Here is a 16,942-nt window from a genome sequence, read left to right as displayed (position 1 = left end):
TAGGTCTCGGGTTGCAAACAGGCAAATACAATTCCAATCGTGCGCAACATTTCTTTAAAAAAATAATTGGGTGACAACGTCGAATGTTGTTTTCAGGTTGCTTCGAGGTTTCCTGACAGTTCGGGAATGTGTCATGGCGTCGTCACGATCGGGGCGTACGCTGGCGCCGTCTTGCATCATGTCTGCAAGACAACACTTTGCAACATAAGTTTCCTGGCTAAAACACTTACGTCTTTGGATAGATCCTATGACCTCACGACGCAGTTTCCTGCGCAATAGTGCGCGCGCGGGTATCGCCGCCGGCACGTTTGCCGCCTTTCCGCCCGCCATCCAGCGCGCCCTTGCCATCCCGGCCAATAACGCGACAGGTACCATCCGCGACGTCGAGCACGTCGTGATCCTGATGCAGGAAAACCGCGCCTTCGACCATTATTTCGGCACGCTCAAGGGCGTACGTGGCTTCGGTGACCGCTTCACGATCCCGCTGCCCGAAGGGCGCAGTGTCTGGCAGCAACGCCTGGCCAATGGCAACGTCGTGATGCCGTTCCACCTGGACGCCAGCCGTGGCAACGCCCAGCGCGTCAATGGCACGCCGCACGACTGGGTCGACAGTCAGATGGCCTGGGACAACGGCCGCATGGACCAGTGGCCGCGCTACAAGAATCCCATTTCGATGGGCTACTTCAAGGAAAGCGAGATCCCGTTCGCGTTTGCGCTGGCCAATGCGTTCACCGTCTGCGACGCCTACCACTGCGCGATGCACACGGGGACCGACGCCAACCGGTCGTTCTTCCTGACCGGCACCAACGGCGCCGGGCCCACCGGCACGGCCTTCGTCTCGAATGAGTGGGATGCGATCGACGGCTTGCCGGGCGGCGTCAACACCGGCTATACCTGGACCACGTATGCCGAGCGCCTCGAGAAGGCGGGCGTGAGCTGGATCAGCTACCAGAACATGCCCGACGAGTGGGGCGACAACATGCTCGGCGCGTTCCGCCAGTTCCGGCGCGCCAATATCGCCTCGGGCTATCCGGTGTCCAGCGGCGGCGCACCCGGCCAGCCGTACACCAACACGGGCCAGGCGCTGCCGTATCACGCCTACGATGCGGCCACCGACAACGCGAAGAATCCCCTCTACAAGGGCATCGCCAACACCTTGCCGGGGACCCAGCCCGAGCAGTATCTGGACGCCTTCAAGCGCGACATCCGCGAAGGCAAGCTGCCGCAGGTGTCGTGGATCAATGCACCGTCGATCTACTGCGAACACCCGGGTCCATCGAGCCCGGTGCAGGGCGCCTGGTTCCTGCAAGAGGTGCTCGACGCGCTGACGGCCAATCCCGAGGTCTGGAGCAAGACGGTTTTGATCGTCAACTTCGACGAGAACGACGGTTATTTCGACCACGTGCCGTCGCCTTCCGCGCCATCGCCGGACGGCAAGGGCGGCTACGCCGGCAAGACCACGCTGTCACCTGGCGCGCTGGGGCCGGAATACTACACGCACCCCCGGCCTGCCGGCAGCACCCGCCAACCGGCAGCGGACGGGCGCGTCTACGGGCCCGGCCCGCGCGTGCCGATGTACGTGATTTCGCCGTGGAGCCGCGGTGGCTGGGTCAATTCGCAGGTGTTCGACCACACGTCGGTGCTGCGCTTTCTGGAAACGCGGTTCGGCGTCATCGAGCCGAACATCAGCGCGTATCGCCGCGCCGTCTGCGGCGATCTGACCAGCGCCTTCAACTTCGCGACACCGAACGACGAGGCGTTGCCGGCGCTGCAGGGCCGCACCAATCGCAGCCAGGCCGATGCCCTGCGCGCCGCGCAGCAGCGCCTGGCGCAGATCGCGCCGCCAGCGTCGCCGCAGATGCCGATCCAGGCCCCGGGCACGCGGCCATCGCGCGCGCTGCCGTATGAACTGGCCACCACCTGCCAGGTGCAGCCCGGCGCCACGATGGCTGCCGTGCAGGTCACGCTGAACTTCATCAACACTGGACGCCAGGGCGCGGTCTTCCACGTGTATGACCGCAAGAACTTGGCGGCCGTCCCGCGCCGCTACACCGTCGAGGCAGGAAAATCGCTGGCCGACAACTGGGCGCCCGCAGTGGGCGGCGCGTACGACTTGTGGGTGCTGGGCCCGAACGGCTATCACCGCCACTTTACCGGCAGCGCGCTGCGCGCCGTTGCCGCGGGCCAGGCGCGCCCGGACGTCCACGTGCGCTGCGATGCCGCCACGGGCGAGCTGGTACTGCGCCTGATGAACACCGGCGCGGCGCCGTGCACGTTCAACCTGAATGCAAACGCCTACGCGCAGCTGCGCCAGCTGCACACGCTGGCGCCGCGCACCGAACTGCTCGTGCGCATTGCGCTGGCGGCCAATGGCTACTGGTACGACCTGAGCGCCACGGTCTCGGGCCAGCCCGATTACCTGCGCCGCTTTGCCGGGCGCGTCGAAACCGGCCGCCACACGGTCAGCGATCCGGCGCTGGGCCTGGTCTGACCATGTTCGCTCCCATTACCACCAACAGGAATTTCATGCATCCCATGCTTCGTAACGCGGCCGCAGCCGTCGCCTTTGCGCTGTGCGCACCCTTCGCTTCGGCGACCGTACTCGACTTCGACGACATCACCGGCCCTGACGGCTATGCCGCCGTCGCCGCCAACTACGGCGGCCTCGACTGGTCGGGCGCCGGCCTGAATGTCTTCACGAGCGAGCAGGATCCGTTTGTCGCCCATTCGGGCACGGGCCGGGTCACCACCGACTGGATCGACGGCGGGCCGGTGGCCAGCACGATCCGGTTCCTGGCGCCCACCGTGTTCGACGGCGCCTGGTTCTCGGGCTACGAGGACAGCAGCGTGCGCTTCGACCTGTACTTCCAGGGTCTGCTGGTCGCCAGTACGGCGGCGCTGCAACTGTCCGGCGTGGCCACGTTCCTGGACGCCGGTTGGGATGGCGCCATCGATACGGTCGTTGTCTCCAGCGGCGCACAGGGCTCGTATGCGATGGATGACTTCAGTTTCGGCGGCGTGACCGAAGTGCCGGAGCCGGGTTCGATGGCGCTGCTGCTGGCGGGCCTGGGGCTGGTAGGCGCGTTGCGGGTGCGCCGCACGCAGTCCTAAATCAGCCCCAGCGTCAGCGCGCGCAAGGTTGCCGCGGCGCGGGTCGCGCATCCCAGCTTGCCCAGGATGCTCTCGACATGCGTGCGCACGGCGCCGTGACTGATGCGCATCGCGCGCGCGGCGTCCTTGCCCGTCTGGCCCAGACTGAGGCGCTGCAGCACGTCGACCTCGCGCGCTGACAACAGCTGGTCCGTTGGCGTCGCGATTGACGCCGCGGCGGCGGCTGCCAGCACGGTGTCCACCGCGGTGCGGTCGAGCCGTCCGCCTGTCACCTGCGCTTCGAGCAGGGCCAGCGTCGACGCCGGTTCGTGCGCGGCGCGCCATGGCCGCGGCGAGCGCAGGGCGACATAGACCGTCGCCGCCGCCAGCAGGCGTTGCGGCATGCCGAGTGTGGTGGCATCGAGACTGCGAAAATAGCCGCTGCCATCGAGCCGTTCGTAGATTTGCGAGGCCAGCTGCGCATCGGCCTCGATACCGTCGATCCGGTTGCCGATGCGCGCGGTCCAGTAGGGCGCGCGGCGGATGGCTTCCCAGTCGGCGCTACCCGGTTTGCTTCTGCGTTCCCAGACGGTGTTCGACACGGCCACGCGCCCGATCCCGTGCAGCAGCGCCGCGCGCGCCAGGCTGCGCTGGTCGGCGTCCGGCAGGCCGATGCCTTGCGCAGCGATCTGCACCAGCTGCGCCACGCGGCGCGCATGGCCCGCCAGCCAGGGCAGCTTCAGTTCGACGGTGTCGGCCACCAGTGTCAGCGGCACCGACAGTGGCAGGAAGTCGTTCTGCAGCGCCGGTTCCTCCAGCGTGTCGGCTGCTTCGAGCCATGCCTGCGCGTGCGGCGTTACCTGCGCGACCAGCGCCGCCGGATACCTGACGCCGCCCAGGCGCGTGACCATCGCCAGCGCAGCGCTATATCCATGCGCGCGCGTGAGGATCTCGATGTCGCCGGCCAGCGCCACATACTGCACGACGGCCGGTACCGCACTGCCTTCCAGACCGTATGGCTGGCCGCGGCCATCATGGCGTTCGAACAGGTGGCGCAGGCCGTTCTCGACGGGAGCCGGCAGGCCGAGCATGGCGGCGATGTCGCCCGCGACCTCGCAGTGGATGGCGGCCAGTGGTGTGAGGTGATGCTTCACCTGGTCGAGGCGCGCGGCCTGCTGCGCGCTGAGCGTGCGGGTCAGCATCGCGTGGCGGCCACCGATGTCATCGCCCAGCAGCGTGACAAAACCGGTGGCCGTGGCGGTGCTGCCGGACCAGCGCAAGCAGGCCACCATGCGCGCGTGTGCAGCAGCGGCGGCATCGCCACCGGCAGCCAGCGCGATGCGTGCGGCCAGACGCGCAGCGCGCGCAGAGGCGTCGATGGGCTGGCCCATGGCCAGGTCGCCCACGATCGCGAGCAGTCCCATGGCCTGCGCCAGCGTCACCGTGTCGTGGCCGTGCAGGCCGGCGCTGGCGGGCGAGAGACAAGGGCGGGGTGCCTGGGTGGTCGTGTGCATGAAGCCGATCGTATAGCCAGCCGTATCTGCAGCGGCGGGGCGGACCCCGACCGTGCGGATATCTGAAAAATCAGGCCAGCCCGGCCAGCTTCGCGTTGCGCTCGCGTTCGAGCTTGGTGATGTAGCGCTGTACCCCCGCCAGTGCACCGCGCGAGATGTCGACGAACTGACAGCCGATGCGGCGCGTGGTCTTGTGGTTCAGCAGCGTGAGCTCGAGCGAGTTGCGGATTTCGAGCGAGGTGGCGATCGGCCCGATCTCGGGCAGTTCGATGCGGCAGTTGGCGATCACGCGCCCGACCGTGGTATCGAGCAGCAGCTTGCTGTCGAGAAGGGCGATGCCACCCACGCTGATGTCATGCAGCGCGAACACGCTCATGCCGCCGGCGCCGCCATCCATCGGCACCGGAATCAGTGCGCGCACGGGATTGCTGACCGGCGTGGCCATGCGGTAGTACTCGCGCCGCTGCAGGCGGATCAGGGTGGGGGGAATGTCGGCCCGCAGTGCCGGCTCGCCGCGCCAGACTGTCGGGGCCAGATTGGCAGCGCCGAACAGGATGCGGATCTTGTCGAGCGTGGTTTCGCATTTCGCGCGCGCTGCGCCCGTCATGCGCTGGTTCTGGGCCGGATCGATCGAGCGATCCAGCACCAGCGTGTTGCTGTCTTCGTCCACGGCCAGGATCGAGGTCACGCAGACGTCGGCCTCACCCCTGATCAGCAGGCGGATCAGCTGGTTGTGTTCGCCGATCTGGCGCAGCAGCGAGACGATCTCGCGACGCGATGCGACTTCGTAGTCGTGCCAGTCTTCCAGTTCTGCTTCATCCATTGCTAGGCTTTATGTCCTTGACGCTTGTTCCGGGGGGAGGTGGGGCGTCGGATCAGGTGCGGTGGGCATTGACTCACCGTTCTTTTTAGCCGACTCAATATGATATAGCCATGCCAACAGTTCCGCAATTGCTCGATACAGCGTTGGTGGAATTTCGCGGTCCAGATCGACCTGCATGAGCAGCGACACGAGTTCCTTCGATTCGTGCACGAACACGCCCGCATCCTGGGCGCGCTGGATGATCTGTTCGGCGACCATGCCGGAGCCCTTGGCCACGACCGTCGGCGCTTTTTCGCCGGCGCTGTAAGCCATCGCCACCGCGCTCTTGATGCGCTGATTGGCCTGCTTATTCATGGGCACCATCATCATCGTTCTTCGGCGCCGCCGCGGCCCGCGCGCGGGCGTCAAACCCCGCCAGCGGCGTGCCCACCGACTCGAGTGCGCCGGCCAGGTTCGGCGCGTGCTGGCGCAGCAGGGCGGCAGTGGCGTCGTCGCCGGTCGCAAGCCCGATCTGCAAGGCCCCGCCCACCATCCGCAGCTGCACATCGAGTTCGCCCAGTTCGGGAAAGCGCAGGCGCAGGCGGCTGTTCCAGATCGCCTGCTCGTCGCCGCCGCCGCCGTGGGCTTCGCGCTGCACGTCCCATTCCATCGGCTGGCCGGGCCAGAGCTGGCCTTTCCACGCCAGTTGCGATTGCTCCTGCGCCGCCAGCTGCATGCTGATGAACTGCGCGGTCGCGGGATCCTGCAGGTTCGGGCGCGCGCCGGCCTGCGCCGCCTGTTGCTGCGGTTCGCCCGCCAGTTCGGCCAGCGGGCGCGAGCCCTGCGCCCATTCGGCCACGTGCGATTCGTAGAACACGCCGCTCTTGCCGAACGCCTGTTTCAGGCCGGCGGCCAGCGCCGCCGGATCGGCGTCCGGCGTGGCCACCACCGGCGCATGGCCGGTGACGGCAGTGAGCACTGTCTCGGCTTTCTGGGCTGCCGCCAGCACGCCGGCCAGGGCCTGGGCAGTGGGACTGAGCGTGGTATTTTTCGCTTCGGTGCCGCCGGCAAAGGCTTGCGCGCCCAGCCCGGCGCTGGAGGCCAGCAGCGCGCCGGCGCGGCCAACGGCGGCGCCTTCGCGGTAGCCCAGCGGCGCGCCCGGTGCGTCGGTTTCGGCTTGCGGTGCGGGGCCGGCTTCGGCGAAACCGGTGGCGGTGGTCTGGGTGCCGACCTGGAAGGTGGGGCGGGGATGCAGGCCGATCAGCGTGAGCGGCACGTCGGCGCCGACCAGCGCGCCGGGCGGCAGTTGCATGCGCGCCTGGGTATCGGCGAACTTGACGATGAAGGTGCCGTCAGTCAGTTTGGCCTGGATTTCGCCGTGGATCGCCTTGCCGAGAAGCGGCGCGACGGCGCGCGCAAAGGCTTGCTGGCGCGGGTCGACCGCCTGCTCGGCGGCCTGGGCCGGCGTGATGCGCGTGACGCCGGAAACAAGATCGCGGGGCAGCATCAGTCAACCCCCGCCGGGCGCATCAGATGCCGTAGGCGCGCGCGACGCGGCGTTCGGTCGACTTGCTGTTGATCAGGGACGACAGGTGCGCCATCCATGGGCTGGTCAGGTCGCGAATGCGGCGGTCGGCGTCCAGCATGCGGCGGATCGCATCGACCTTGCGTACACGCTCCTGGCCGGCCAGCGGGCTGACGCCCTCGTTGGCCTTGAGGCGGCGCGCGTGGGCAGCGCATTCCTGTTCGAGCTCGGCCAGACGGTCCCATTCGCTGGCAGTGGCCGCGTCGAGCATGCGCTCGGTAATGCCGACCATCGTTTCGTAGACCGACACCACTTCTTGCCCGTTCATCGTCATCGTCATCGTCATCGTCAACCTTATGCGCTCATCAGGGTAGGGGCACGCTGGATGGCCGGCACGGCCTGCTCAGGTGCATCGTTTTTTTCGCCGATCTGGACCCAGGCTTCGCGCAGGTCGGACATCAGGCCATGGATTTCTTCGATGATCGCGATATCGTTCTTGATATTGGCCTGCAGCAGGCGGCGGCTCATGTAATCGTACAACGCATCGAGGTTCTGTGCGATTTCGCCGCCCGCTTTCTGGTCGAGCGAGGCGCGCAGGCCGTTGTCGATGATCGTGATGGCCTTCGAGATCGAGGCGCCCTTGGCGGCCACGTTCGACGACTTGATGTGGTTGATGGCGCTGAGCAGGGCAACGATCACGCCGTCGTACAGCATCACGACCAGCTTTTGTGGCGACGCGGCAGCAACGCCGGTTTCCAGGCCAACGGTTGCATAGGCGCCGACGCCGCGTTTCGGGGTTCCAAACATAAGAGATTCTCCGGTGATGCTGAAATTATCGGTTGGCCGACAGGGCCGCCAACTGCTGGGTAAGGTAATCCGACGTCGACTGCATCGACGACAGCGTGGCATCGAGTGCGACGAACTGGGCGCGGTAGCGTTTTTCGATGCTGTCCAGGCGGGTTTCGAATTTCGCGGCCTGATCGGCGATGGTCTTGATCGACACGTTCAGGCCGTCGGTCTTGCTCTTGAGCAGACTGTCCTTGCCGACGAAACCTGTCGCCAGGTTGTTGAGCTGAAAGGCAAAACCCTGCGAGAAGGTGACCGCGCCACGATCGCCCAGGATGCCACCCGTGATCGAGACCTGGATGCCTTCGGCGTTCGATCCTGGCGCTGCAGTGAGCGACTGGCCGTTTCCGGTGGCGGCCACGCCGCCGATCGTACCGATGACGTCGGCGCCCTTGACGGGTGCGGCGCCGCCAAAGATCGATTCAACCGCGCTGCCGCTGATGCCGGTAATCGCGATGTTCGACGTCGAACCGTATTTGCTCGAGGACAGCGTCAGGATGCCGTCCTCGCCGACCTTCGCCTCGGTCGCATCGCCAGCGCCGGCAAACGTCGCGTTGCCATTGATCGACGAGCGCAGAAGCGCGGCCAGGTCGTCCTTGCTGTACGTGCCGGCCGGCAGCTTGATTTCCTGTGACTTGCTTTCGGTAACCGGATCGGTCTGGTTCAGTGTGACGCGCCATACCGTGTTCGGTGCGATCGTGGTCGTCGTGCCCAGTGCGGCGCTGCTCGCCAGCGCTCCCTGCGAGGCCAGGCTGGTGATGTTGACGCCATACGTGCCGGCCTTGGTTGCAGCGCTCGACTTGTCGAACTTGACCAGGCCGTCGGTGGTCGAGCCCATGGCCGCAAACAACCCGCCGAAGTCGGCAGCGTTGTCGGTAATTGCCTTGTTCAGCTTGCCCGAATCCAGCTTCAGGCTGCCGTCCTGCTGAAACGAGATGCCGACCTGGCTCAGCGAGTTCAATTTGCCGCCAGTGCCTTCCATGACTGCGCTGATCTGCCGGCGCATCTGGCTCTGGATTGCGCGCACGCTCGCGTCGCCCTGCAAGACACCGCCCTTTTTCGTCTCGGCGTTGTATTTGGTCATGCCGCTCATCGTGGAATTGAGCGTGTTGAAGGCCTTGACGAAGTCGTTCACCGCCGTGCTGATTGCCGCCGTGTCCTTCGTCACGGTCAATGTACTGCTGCCGACCGCGCTGACGTCGAGCGTCACACCCTGGATCGCATCCTTGACGCTGGTGCTGTCGCTCTTGATCTCGATGCCGTTCATGTTCAGCAGCGTGCTCTGGGCGCCGGCGGTCTGGGTCATGCCTTGCACACCGGCCGGGTCGTAGCCGAGCAGGGCGGCCAGAGCCGGGTCGGCTGCCGCGCCGTCTTCCCCCGAGACGCCGATCTTCATTGACGTTGCTTCACCAGTTTTGGTGGACGTCATCACCAGGTGGAACGGATTGCTGCTGCCGTCGGACACGATGGTGGCGGTCACGCCCATGTCCGCCTTGTTGATGGCGTCGCGAATGCCTTGCAGTGTCTGGTCGCCTGCTTCCAGCGTGATGGTCTTGCTGTTGAGCGCGCCGTTGAGCGAAAACCCCGAACCCTGGTGCGAGCCGACACTGCCTGCGGTGAAGCCGGCCGAGGCCGGGTTGTTGCCACCGACCAGGATCTGGTTGCCGTCGTTCGAGCGCAAGGTGACGGCGGCCGTGGCGGTCGTCGTGGCGCCGGTGTTGACGGTGGTGTCATCGTGCTTGAGGCCACCACGCACGGTACCGGTGACCGTTTCGGTCACGTCGATGGTATTGCCGTCTGCGGACTTGAATTGCAGCGTGCCGTCGGCGGCGCTGCCGGTGACGCTGATGTTGGCTGCGGCCAGCGCATTGCGTGTGCCGGCGCTGGCCAGTGACGTGTCGAGCGCGGCACCGGTCAACGGCGCGCTGCCGGTGTTCAGGCTGGCCAGTTGCACGCCACCAACGGACAGTGCATAGCTCGAACCGCTGTCGACGCTCACCTGGCCAAAGCCGGCGAACAGGTCTGCCGCAGTTTCGGTACTGCCCGCAGTGGCGACGACGCCCGTTTTCTCGCTCTGGGCATTGATCGCTTCGGCCAGTGCACGGGCGCTGCGGGTCGTCGGCGTGGTGCTGATCGCCACGCCATTCAGACTCAGCGAACCGTTGGGAATGCCGCCAGCTGCCGCCGCCAGGCCCAAGGCATTGCCGGTCGCGCCAAAGGTGCCACCGGTAATGGTGCCAAACTGGAACGTCAGATTGGTTGGCGAACCGGAGCCGATCGTGGCGGTGCTGCTGGCCATGCCGGACGTTTTCAGGCTTTGCGACTGGGCCAGCTGGGTGACATTGACCTTGTACTTGCCCGGAACGGCGCCAGCGCCGGCGGTGCCGGTGAAGACATCCCTGTTGGAAGGTGACGCACTGAGACCCTGGAAGGTGTTCGACTGGTTCAGCGACGTCAGGGCGCCCTGGAACGCGCCCACGGCGGCGCTGACCTGGCTCAGGGCGTTGTTCTTCTGCTGCAGCGCCGCCGTCTTCTTGGCGTAGTTGTCGAGCGGCCTGGATTCAGCCTGCATCAGCTTCGCTACAATGCCATCGATGTCGAGGTTGGCCACATGTTTCTCCGGTGAAAGCAATAATGTAAGTCATTATCGGCAGAAACAAACCTTACTTAAGAGCGGTAAAGGCGGCTCTATTTTTATTTTGGTCGGGATTGTCAGGAACGATGTCGAAGCACCATGTAAAAACGCCGCATCCGGTCAGGTGCGGCGTTTCGGGTGAGCAGCGGACTGCGTCAGGCGCTTTGGTCCAGCAGGCGCCCCACCATCTTGTCGATCGATTTGGCCATTTCCAGGGCCTCCTTGGTCGGCATCTGGCGGACGACTTCCTTGGTGTCGCGGTCGATGATCTTGACCACGAGCTCCTTGCTCTCTTCGTCGATTTCAAACTCGAGGCTCTGCGCCGATTTTGGCAACGCTTCATTGAGTTTCTTCACGGCGGACGACACCTCGTCCCGGTCTGGCCTGGCTTCAGCTTTCTCCGGTGCTGCCCGTGGTGCCGGGGCAGCCAGCCCGCTCGCCAGCGCTGGACGTTCGTCCAGTTTGGCGGGGGGTGACGACGCAATGGATGGAATTTGCATGGCGTATCCTAACGAAAATTCCCCAGCCAAATTTCTTCAGCCGGGGAACCGCTTACCGAGTGGTACTGTTACTAAGCGTTAGCGATTAGCCACGCAGCAGCGACAGGACACCGTTTGGCAGCGAGTTGGCCTGGGCCAGCATCGACGTACCAGCCTGTTGCAGGATCTGACCACGGGTCAGCTTTGCGGTCTCCGAAGCAAAGTCGGTATCGACGATGCGGCTACGCGATGCCGACAGGTTCTCGGTGGTCGACGACAGGTTGGAAATCGCCGATTCGAAGCGCGACTGCAGTGCGCCGTATTCAGCGCGCTGGCCGTTGACTGCTGCCAGGGCAGCGTCAGCCACCTTGATGGCTGCCTGAGCGCCATCGAAGGAACCGATATCGATGTTGGCCACCGATTTCAGACTCGACGAAGCAGCCAGGGCGAAGCCGGTATCGGTGGTTTCGGCCACGGAGAAGCTCTTTTCCGAGTCCATGGTCACGCGGCCATTGGCGACAGCGGTGCCAGCGGCAGCCAGAGCGACTGGACCGGTATTTGCCTTGCCATCTGCCTTGTAGGTCGCCATGCTCAGGGCGGCGCCGCCGGCGGCATTCTTGTTATCGAGCTGGATGTTTGCACCAGACGTGTTGCTCAGCTTGATACCACCGTTTTCAGCATCGTACTGAGCGGTGACGCCAGTCTTTGCCGTCTGGGCATTGATTGCGCTGATACCTGCAGCGTAGTCATCGGCCTTGCTACCGCTACCCGAGACCGAGAACGATACGAGCACTGCCGTGTCGTTGTCCGATTTCACCTCGATGGCGAACGCGCCGTCGGTCGAGGTGCTTTTCAGCAGCGCATCGGTACGGGCAGTTGCCGTCACACCGGTCTCGCCCGACTTGTTGTTGATCTTCGATGCGATGGTTTTTGCGGTATCGGTGGTCGCCGTGGCGATGGCGCCACTGCCACCGAGGTAACCCGACACCGTGACCGAACCAACTGCAGCGCCGCTGGTAGCAGCTGCCTGGAGGGCATCGCCGGCGACCTGGTTGTTGCCGTAGGTCGAGGTGTTGAAGTTTGCGCCGGTCATCGAGATCAGCTGGCCGGCATTGGCGCCAACCTGGAAGTTCGAAGTGCCGGACGAACCGTCAAGCAGCTTCTGGCCGTTGAATTCGGTGGTGTTGGCGATGCGGTTCAGTTCCGAGGTCAGCTGGGTGACTTCAGTCTGCAGTGCTTTGCGGTCGCTGGCCGAGTTCGACGAGTTCGACGACTGGACAGCCAGTTCGCGGACACGTTGCAGGATGTCGCCCGAGCTCGACAGAGCGCCTTCAGCGGTTTGCGCCATCGACACGCCATCGTTGGCGTTACGGGTCGCTTGCGTCATACCCTTGATTTGCGAATTCATGCGGTCCGAAATCGCCAGACCAGCGGCGTCATCCTTGGCGCTGTTGATGCGCATACCCGACGACAGGCGTTGGATCGAGGTATTCAGCTGCGACTGCGAGGTCGACAGGTTGCGCTGCGAGTTCAGGGATGCGACGTTGGTGTTGATTACTGATGCCATGGTGTTTCTCCAGACTAGGTCTTACTAGGGGTGCAGCGACCGTGCTGCTGTTCACTTTGGTCCGTCGCGTTATTCAGTGACGTTCAAACCGCTGTTGTTGCTGGTAACGGTGCCCTGTGGAAAAAGTTTAGGGCCGGACGCAAAATAAATCGTTTTTTTTACCTGTCTGGAAAAACACGCGCTCAACACTTGTCAATCCGCCACGACTACCCGGTTCTTGCCGCTGCTCTTGGCCTGGTACATCGCTTTATCGGCCCGCGCCATCAGCGATGCCTGTTCTTCGTTCTGTACCCGCAGCGCGACCCCGCACGAGAAGGTGATCAGCATCTTTTCGTTATCGTGCAAGAAGAAGTGCCGGGTCAGCTCGCGCTGTACCCGCACCATGGCTGCGGCCGCCGCGTCGACCGTCGTCTCGGGCAGCAGGATCAAGAATTCCTCGCCGCCGAAACGCGCAATCACGTCCATCGAGCGCAGCGTCTCGCGTACGACCTTGACCAGGTGCTTGAGCGCGGCGTCGCCCGCCATGTGGCCGTAGGTGTCGTTCAGGCGCTTGAAGTTGTCGAGGTCGAGCAGCGCCACGCACAGCGGCGTGTTGCGGCGGTCGGCGCGCGCGCTTTCGCGCTCGAACACGTCGTCCAGGCCGCGGCGGTTCAGGCTGCCGGTCAGCTGGTCTTCGCGCACCAGCTCGCTCATATGCTGCAGCTCGGCTTCCAGTTCGCGGATGCGCTGCTCGGCTTCCTGCACTTCGCGGTGCGCGCCCACCATGCGGTCGCGCGAGGCCAGTGCTTCATCCTGCGCATGGCGCGTCTCGCGCAGCACGTCGTTCAGAACGGTATTGAGTTCGCTGATGTCGCTGGCGCCGCCGATGCGCTCGGAAAAGTCGCCCAGCTTGGCGTGGTAGTCGCCGGTCGCGGCGGCCACCGAGCCGAGGCGGTCGACAAACGTCATCATCATGTTCTTCATCGTCGCGCGCACGTCGGCGATGCCATGTTTCAGGTGACTTTGCTTGATGATCACGTCTTTCAGGCTGCGCGTCGCGTCTTCCAGCGCACGCGTGTCCACGGGGCCGGCGATCAGTTCCTGCACCGCGACCACCTGACCGCGCATATAGTTGTCGTCCTCGAGCAAGCCTTCGATATTGTCGAGCAGCAGGCGGAACAGCCGCAGCAGCAGTTCCTGCTGGCCCGCGCTGTCGTCCTTGCGCAGCTCGATCTGGAAGCACAGCTGCTTCAGGCGCGCCTCGATATCGTGCAATTCGCTTTCGCCAACCGCCGTCTTGACCAGGGCGCCGAGCGCTTCGGCCTCCTTGACCTGTTCCGGGTTGTCGCTCAGCAGTGAGGCGCAGGCAAACGACAGCGTGCGTGCCAGCATGTCGCGCAGCAGGCGCGTCTCGGGCTCTTCGTCGCCCATCGCCATCACCGGGGTATTGCGCCGCAGATGCCGCTCGGTCAACTGGCCCAGTGCCTGGGTGTAGCCGCTCCAGTCACCTGTCTTGACGGCGCGCGTCATGCGCCGGCCGTACTCGGCCAGCTCGCCCGGCGTATCGAGCATGCGGCGCGCGAACCCGCTCAGGACCTCGATGGCCCCTGCATCCGGCGCGGGTGCGGGTGGCGGTGGCGGGGTGCCGGCGATCTCGTCATAGATGGCGCGGTACGCGTCCGGCGTCGGCGCGATACGGCGCGTGGCCAGACGGCGAAACGCTTCGCGTGCGATGTCAGCCGGATTCGCTGCGGGCGCTGCAGCGGTGCCAGGGCCGGCGTTGGCTGTTACGGGTGTGGACGGAGTGGACATGGATTGCAGCGCGGTGCCGGGTTTGCGGGATTGACGACATGATAGGCAGTTTATTTGCCTCGCATCAACAATTATTCAATGGCAGGGCACGCGGCAGGGTGTCAGTCGACCAGGCCGTTGCGGATCGCATACGTGGTCAGCTCGGCACTGCTCCTGAGTTTCATTTTTACCAACAGACGCGCGCGGTATTCGCTGATCGTCTTGACCGACAGCGACAGTTCGCCTGCGATCTGCGTCACGGTCATGCCCGACGCGATCATTGTCAGCGTCTGGTATTCGCGGTCGGACAGCCCCTCGTGGGCGGCGCTTTCATGATCGTCGCCGATCGCGCTGGCCAGAGCTTGCGCAAGTGCAGCGCTGACATACTTTTGTCCGCCTGCCACCAGCCGAATGGCCGTGACCAGTTCGCGCGGCGCGCTCTGCTTGGTGATGTAACCGGCCGCGCCGGCCTTGAGTGCGCGGATCGCATACTGGTCTTCGCGGTGCATCGACAGCATCAGCACCGACAGCTCGGGTTTGTCCTTCTTGATCTGCTTGAGCACGTCGATGCCATTACGGTCGGGCAGCGAGATATCGAGCAGCATCACGTGGCAACGCGTCTTGGCCGCCAGGCGGACGGCATCGTGCCCGTCCTCGGCCTCACCGGCAACAACGATGTCGCGCTCGTCGGCCAGGATCTGCTTGAGTCCTTCGCGCACGATGGCGTGGTCATCAGCAATGCATACCCGGATTGTTACTTTTTCACTCATCCTGTTTCTTGTTCTGTGCCGGGGCCATGGGCGGCGCCAGCCTGGTCTTGACGGTCAACATCGTGCCACCTCCGGGCGCCGGCGACAAGGACAGCGCGCCGCCAAGCGCGCTGGCGCGCTCGTGCATGCCGCGCAGGCCGAATGCATCCGGTCTGCTGCGCACGGCCGGGTCGATGCCGCGGCCGTTGTCGCAGATGGACAGGGTCAGGTGGCGGTCGGCGAGGTGCAGCGTCAGCGTGACCTGTGTTGCGGCTGCATGCCTGGCAATATTGGTCAGCGCTTCCTGGGCGATGTGGAAGAGCGCGGTGGCGTGGTCCGGCGCCGGCTCGTGCGCCAGCGCGTCAGGGCAGTGCGTGATCACGGCGATGCCGGTCTGGCGGGTGAATTCGCGCGCCTGCCATGCGAGCGCGGCCGCCAGCCCCAGATCGAGCGCAGCGGCGCGCAGGCCGAACGAGATACGATGCACTGCGTCGATCGTGCGATCGACGAGCTCGTCAATGTACCCGGTCTGGCCGGCCAGACCGGGCTGGTCGGCGGGCACATGCGCCGCCAGCCGCGCCAGCGCCATCTTGATGGCGATGAGGTTGCCGCCCAGGTCATCGTGCAGTTCACGCGCGATCCGGCTGCGCTCATCCTGTCGGGCGGCGTCGTCAAGGGCGTGCTGGAGCAGGGTGGGCTGGTGCATGGTCGAATGATACGACAAGGGCGCGCAAGTCTCGCTACAATGCATCCATGAACAAGGCATTTGTAAAAGAGTCGGACAACGACGACGATGATGAAGCCCTGATGCTGGCGCAGGCGATTCCTGACGGCGCCAAGAACTACATCACCCCGGCCGGCTACCAGCGCATCAAGGATGAGCTGCTGCAGCTGATCGACGTCGATCGGCCAGAAGTCGTGCGCATCGTGCACTGGGCCGCGTCCAATGGCGACCGTTCCGAGAACGGCGACTATATCTACGGCAAACGCCGCCTGCGCGAGATCGACCGTCGCATCCGCTTTCTCACCAAGCGCATGGATTCGGCGTTCGTCGTCGATCCGAGCATCCAGCATGGCAATGACCAGGTGTTCTTCGGCGCGACGGTCCGCTATGTCAATGGGGCCGGCGAAGAGCATACCATCACCATCGTCGGCATCGACGAGCTCGATCCGCTGCACGGCAAGATCAGCTGGGTCTCGCCCGTCGCGCGTGCGCTGACCAAGTGCCGCGAAGGCGATGTGGCGCAGCTGCAGACACCGCTGGGCATGGATGAGCTCGAGATCATTTCGGTCGACTATCCCGAGCCCGTCACCGACTGACCTTGCAGCCCGGTGCTACTATGTGCGCATGAACCGACCTCACGAAGCGGCGCACGAATCGGCCCACATGACGACGCACCAGCAGACAGATCCCCTGGCGGCATTGCGCGCCGCAACCAACGACCAACACGAACGGCTCGACAGCGGCCTGCCGTTGTCCGGACCTGCTCCTGACTTGCACGATTATGCGGCGCACCTGACGATGGTGCGCGACTGGCTGGCGCCATTGCAGTCGTGGCTGGTGTCGTTTGCGGATGGGCCGCAGCTGGTCTTGCCACCGGTCGAACGCCTGGCGCTGATCGCGGCTGACCTGAACGAGCCCGGCATGCCGCCGCTGGGTGCACCGGCGCCGGCCCACGCGTGGCCACACGATGCCAGCGTCGCGTATCGGTGGGGCGTGTGTTATGTGATCGAAGGCTCGCAACTTGGCGGCAAGGTGCTGTACGGGAAGCTGAAAGATGCCATGGCGCCGCATCCGCTGCGCTATCTGAAGGGCAGCGACGCCGGGCCAGGCCCGCGCTGGCGCGCGTTCATGCTGGCGCTGAAAGAGCACGTGCGGTCGCCGGACGAGATCGCCGATGCCTGCGCAGGCGCCTGCGCAGCGTTTGAAAGTATTTTGAAGCTGAGCCTGGACAAAAAGTAGCG

16 protein-coding genes are annotated in these 16,942 nt (G+C 64.9%); 4 read left to right on the top strand and 12 right to left on the bottom strand.

The window, feature by feature from the left end; genetic code table 11:
• The first annotated feature begins 247 nt into the window (after positions 1-247).
• On the top strand, positions 248-2,491 hold the full coding sequence (locus AC56LY_RS14590; RefSeq protein ID WP_499580646.1) for a phosphocholine-specific phospholipase C: 2,244 nt from the start codon (positions 248-250) through the stop codon (positions 2,489-2,491).
• A 35-nt stretch (positions 2,492-2,526) separates the two neighbouring features.
• Positions 2,527-3,111 carry a PEP-CTERM sorting domain-containing protein gene (locus AC56LY_RS14585; protein ID WP_499580644.1) on the top strand — a complete coding sequence of 195 codons (585 nt, stop codon included), beginning with the start codon at positions 2,527-2,529 and terminating at the stop codon, positions 3,109-3,111.
• Here the strand turns inward: AC56LY_RS14585 and AC56LY_RS14580 are convergent.
• The 12 genes from AC56LY_RS14580 to AC56LY_RS14525 all read right to left on the bottom strand — a co-directional run bounded on the left by AC56LY_RS14580 (position 3,108) and on the right by AC56LY_RS14525 (position 15,683).
• On the bottom strand, positions 3,108-4,604 hold the full coding sequence (locus tag AC56LY_RS14580) for an HD domain-containing phosphohydrolase (protein ID WP_499580642.1): 1,497 nt from the start codon (positions 4,602-4,604) through the stop codon (positions 3,108-3,110). The genes AC56LY_RS14585 and AC56LY_RS14580 overlap by 4 nt on opposite strands.
• Positions 4,605-4,674: 70 nt before the next feature.
• Complete coding sequence (locus AC56LY_RS14575) at positions 4,675-5,427, bottom strand: flagellar brake protein (protein WP_499580641.1); 753 nt, start codon at positions 5,425-5,427, stop codon at positions 4,675-4,677.
• A 9-nt stretch (positions 5,428-5,436) separates the two neighbouring features.
• A complete protein-coding gene (locus AC56LY_RS14570; protein WP_499580640.1) occupies positions 5,437-5,781 on the bottom strand; it encodes an EscU/YscU/HrcU family type III secretion system export apparatus switch protein in 345 nt (114 codons plus the stop codon).
• Positions 5,774-6,913, bottom strand: coding sequence for a flagellar hook-length control protein FliK (gene fliK, locus AC56LY_RS14565; protein ID WP_499580638.1), 1,140 nt, complete (start codon positions 6,911-6,913; stop codon positions 5,774-5,776). Before fliK ends, AC56LY_RS14570 begins: the two co-directional genes overlap by 8 nt.
• Before the next feature lie 22 nt (positions 6,914-6,935).
• Entirely contained in the window at positions 6,936-7,277 is a 342-nt protein-coding gene (locus AC56LY_RS14560) for a flagellar protein FliT (RefSeq protein ID WP_499580636.1), read from the bottom strand.
• An 8-nt stretch (positions 7,278-7,285) separates the two neighbouring features.
• Positions 7,286-7,738 carry a flagellar export chaperone FliS gene (gene fliS, locus AC56LY_RS14555; protein WP_499580634.1) on the bottom strand — a complete coding sequence of 151 codons (453 nt, stop codon included), beginning with the start codon at positions 7,736-7,738 and terminating at the stop codon, positions 7,286-7,288.
• A gap of 25 nt (positions 7,739-7,763) precedes the next feature.
• The gene (gene fliD / locus AC56LY_RS14550) at positions 7,764-10,388 is read right to left on the bottom strand and encodes a flagellar filament capping protein FliD (RefSeq protein ID WP_499580632.1); all 2,625 of its coding nucleotides are present in this window, start codon (positions 10,386-10,388) and stop codon (positions 7,764-7,766) included.
• A 179-nt stretch (positions 10,389-10,567) separates the two neighbouring features.
• Positions 10,568-10,912 carry a flagellar protein FlaG gene (locus AC56LY_RS14545; RefSeq protein WP_499580630.1) on the bottom strand — a complete coding sequence of 115 codons (345 nt, stop codon included), beginning with the start codon at positions 10,910-10,912 and terminating at the stop codon, positions 10,568-10,570.
• A gap of 85 nt (positions 10,913-10,997) precedes the next feature.
• On the bottom strand, positions 10,998-12,458 hold the full coding sequence (locus tag AC56LY_RS14540) for a flagellin N-terminal helical domain-containing protein (protein ID WP_499580628.1): 1,461 nt from the start codon (positions 12,456-12,458) through the stop codon (positions 10,998-11,000).
• Between the two features lie 192 nt (positions 12,459-12,650).
• Positions 12,651-14,249, bottom strand: a complete 1,599-nt coding sequence (locus AC56LY_RS14535) for a diguanylate cyclase (RefSeq protein ID WP_499580626.1) — start codon at positions 14,247-14,249, stop codon at positions 12,651-12,653.
• A 101-nt stretch (positions 14,250-14,350) separates the two neighbouring features.
• Positions 14,351-14,998 (bottom strand): response regulator, encoded by a 648-nt coding sequence (locus AC56LY_RS14530; protein WP_499580624.1) that lies wholly within the window; start codon positions 14,996-14,998, stop codon positions 14,351-14,353.
• Complete coding sequence (locus AC56LY_RS14525) at positions 14,991-15,683, bottom strand: sensor histidine kinase (RefSeq protein WP_499580623.1); 693 nt, start codon at positions 15,681-15,683, stop codon at positions 14,991-14,993. The genes AC56LY_RS14530 and AC56LY_RS14525 overlap by 8 nt, the downstream gene beginning before the upstream one ends.
• Before the next feature lie 47 nt (positions 15,684-15,730).
• Here AC56LY_RS14525 and greB point away from each other — a divergent pair, with 47 nt between their 5' ends.
• Both greB and AC56LY_RS14515 read left to right on the top strand, forming a co-directional pair.
• Positions 15,731-16,297, top strand: coding sequence for a transcription elongation factor GreB (gene greB / locus AC56LY_RS14520; RefSeq protein ID WP_499580621.1), 567 nt, complete (start codon positions 15,731-15,733; stop codon positions 16,295-16,297).
• Positions 16,298-16,325: 28 nt separating this feature from the next.
• The gene (locus AC56LY_RS14515; RefSeq protein ID WP_499580619.1) at positions 16,326-16,940 is read left to right on the top strand and encodes a biliverdin-producing heme oxygenase; all 615 of its coding nucleotides are present in this window, start codon (positions 16,326-16,328) and stop codon (positions 16,938-16,940) included.
• The last annotated feature ends 2 nt before the right edge of the window (positions 16,941-16,942 follow it).

The organism is Telluria sp. ZT3P25, assembly GCF_059685895.1.
The sequence above is the reverse complement of the archived record's forward strand: the minus strand, read 5'-3'. Positions and strand labels throughout refer to the sequence as shown.

What these genes read in the sequence shown, in the direction of transcription:
- AC56LY_RS14535 (WP_499580626.1), bottom strand. Translation starts at nt 14,249, where the DNA reads ATGTCCACTCCGTCCACACCCGTAACAGCCAACGCCGGCCCTGGCACC.
- AC56LY_RS14590 (WP_499580646.1), top strand. Translation starts at nt 248, where the DNA reads ATGACCTCACGACGCAGTTTCCTGCGCAATAGTGCGCGCGCGGGTATC.
- AC56LY_RS14585 (WP_499580644.1), top strand. Translation starts at nt 2,527, where the DNA reads ATGCATCCCATGCTTCGTAACGCGGCCGCAGCCGTCGCCTTTGCGCTG.
- fliS (WP_499580634.1), bottom strand. Translation starts at nt 7,738, where the DNA reads ATGTTTGGAACCCCGAAACGCGGCGTCGGCGCCTATGCAACCGTTGGC.
- AC56LY_RS14560 (WP_499580636.1), bottom strand. Translation starts at nt 7,277, where the DNA reads ATGACGATGACGATGACGATGAACGGGCAAGAAGTGGTGTCGGTCTAC.
- AC56LY_RS14580 (WP_499580642.1), bottom strand. Translation starts at nt 4,604, where the DNA reads ATGCACACGACCACCCAGGCACCCCGCCCTTGTCTCTCGCCCGCCAGC.
- fliK (WP_499580638.1), bottom strand. Translation starts at nt 6,913, where the DNA reads ATGCTGCCCCGCGATCTTGTTTCCGGCGTCACGCGCATCACGCCGGCC.
- AC56LY_RS14540 (WP_499580628.1), bottom strand. Translation starts at nt 12,458, where the DNA reads ATGGCATCAGTAATCAACACCAACGTCGCATCCCTGAACTCGCAGCGC.
- AC56LY_RS14530 (WP_499580624.1), bottom strand. Translation starts at nt 14,998, where the DNA reads ATGAGTGAAAAAGTAACAATCCGGGTATGCATTGCTGATGACCACGCC.
- AC56LY_RS14570 (WP_499580640.1), bottom strand. Translation starts at nt 5,781, where the DNA reads ATGAATAAGCAGGCCAATCAGCGCATCAAGAGCGCGGTGGCGATGGCT.
- AC56LY_RS14515 (WP_499580619.1), top strand. Translation starts at nt 16,326, where the DNA reads ATGAACCGACCTCACGAAGCGGCGCACGAATCGGCCCACATGACGACG.
- AC56LY_RS14525 (WP_499580623.1), bottom strand. Translation starts at nt 15,683, where the DNA reads ATGCACCAGCCCACCCTGCTCCAGCACGCCCTTGACGACGCCGCCCGA.
- AC56LY_RS14545 (WP_499580630.1), bottom strand. Translation starts at nt 10,912, where the DNA reads ATGCAAATTCCATCCATTGCGTCGTCACCCCCCGCCAAACTGGACGAA.
- AC56LY_RS14575 (WP_499580641.1), bottom strand. Translation starts at nt 5,427, where the DNA reads ATGGATGAAGCAGAACTGGAAGACTGGCACGACTACGAAGTCGCATCG.
- greB (WP_499580621.1), top strand. Translation starts at nt 15,731, where the DNA reads ATGAACAAGGCATTTGTAAAAGAGTCGGACAACGACGACGATGATGAA.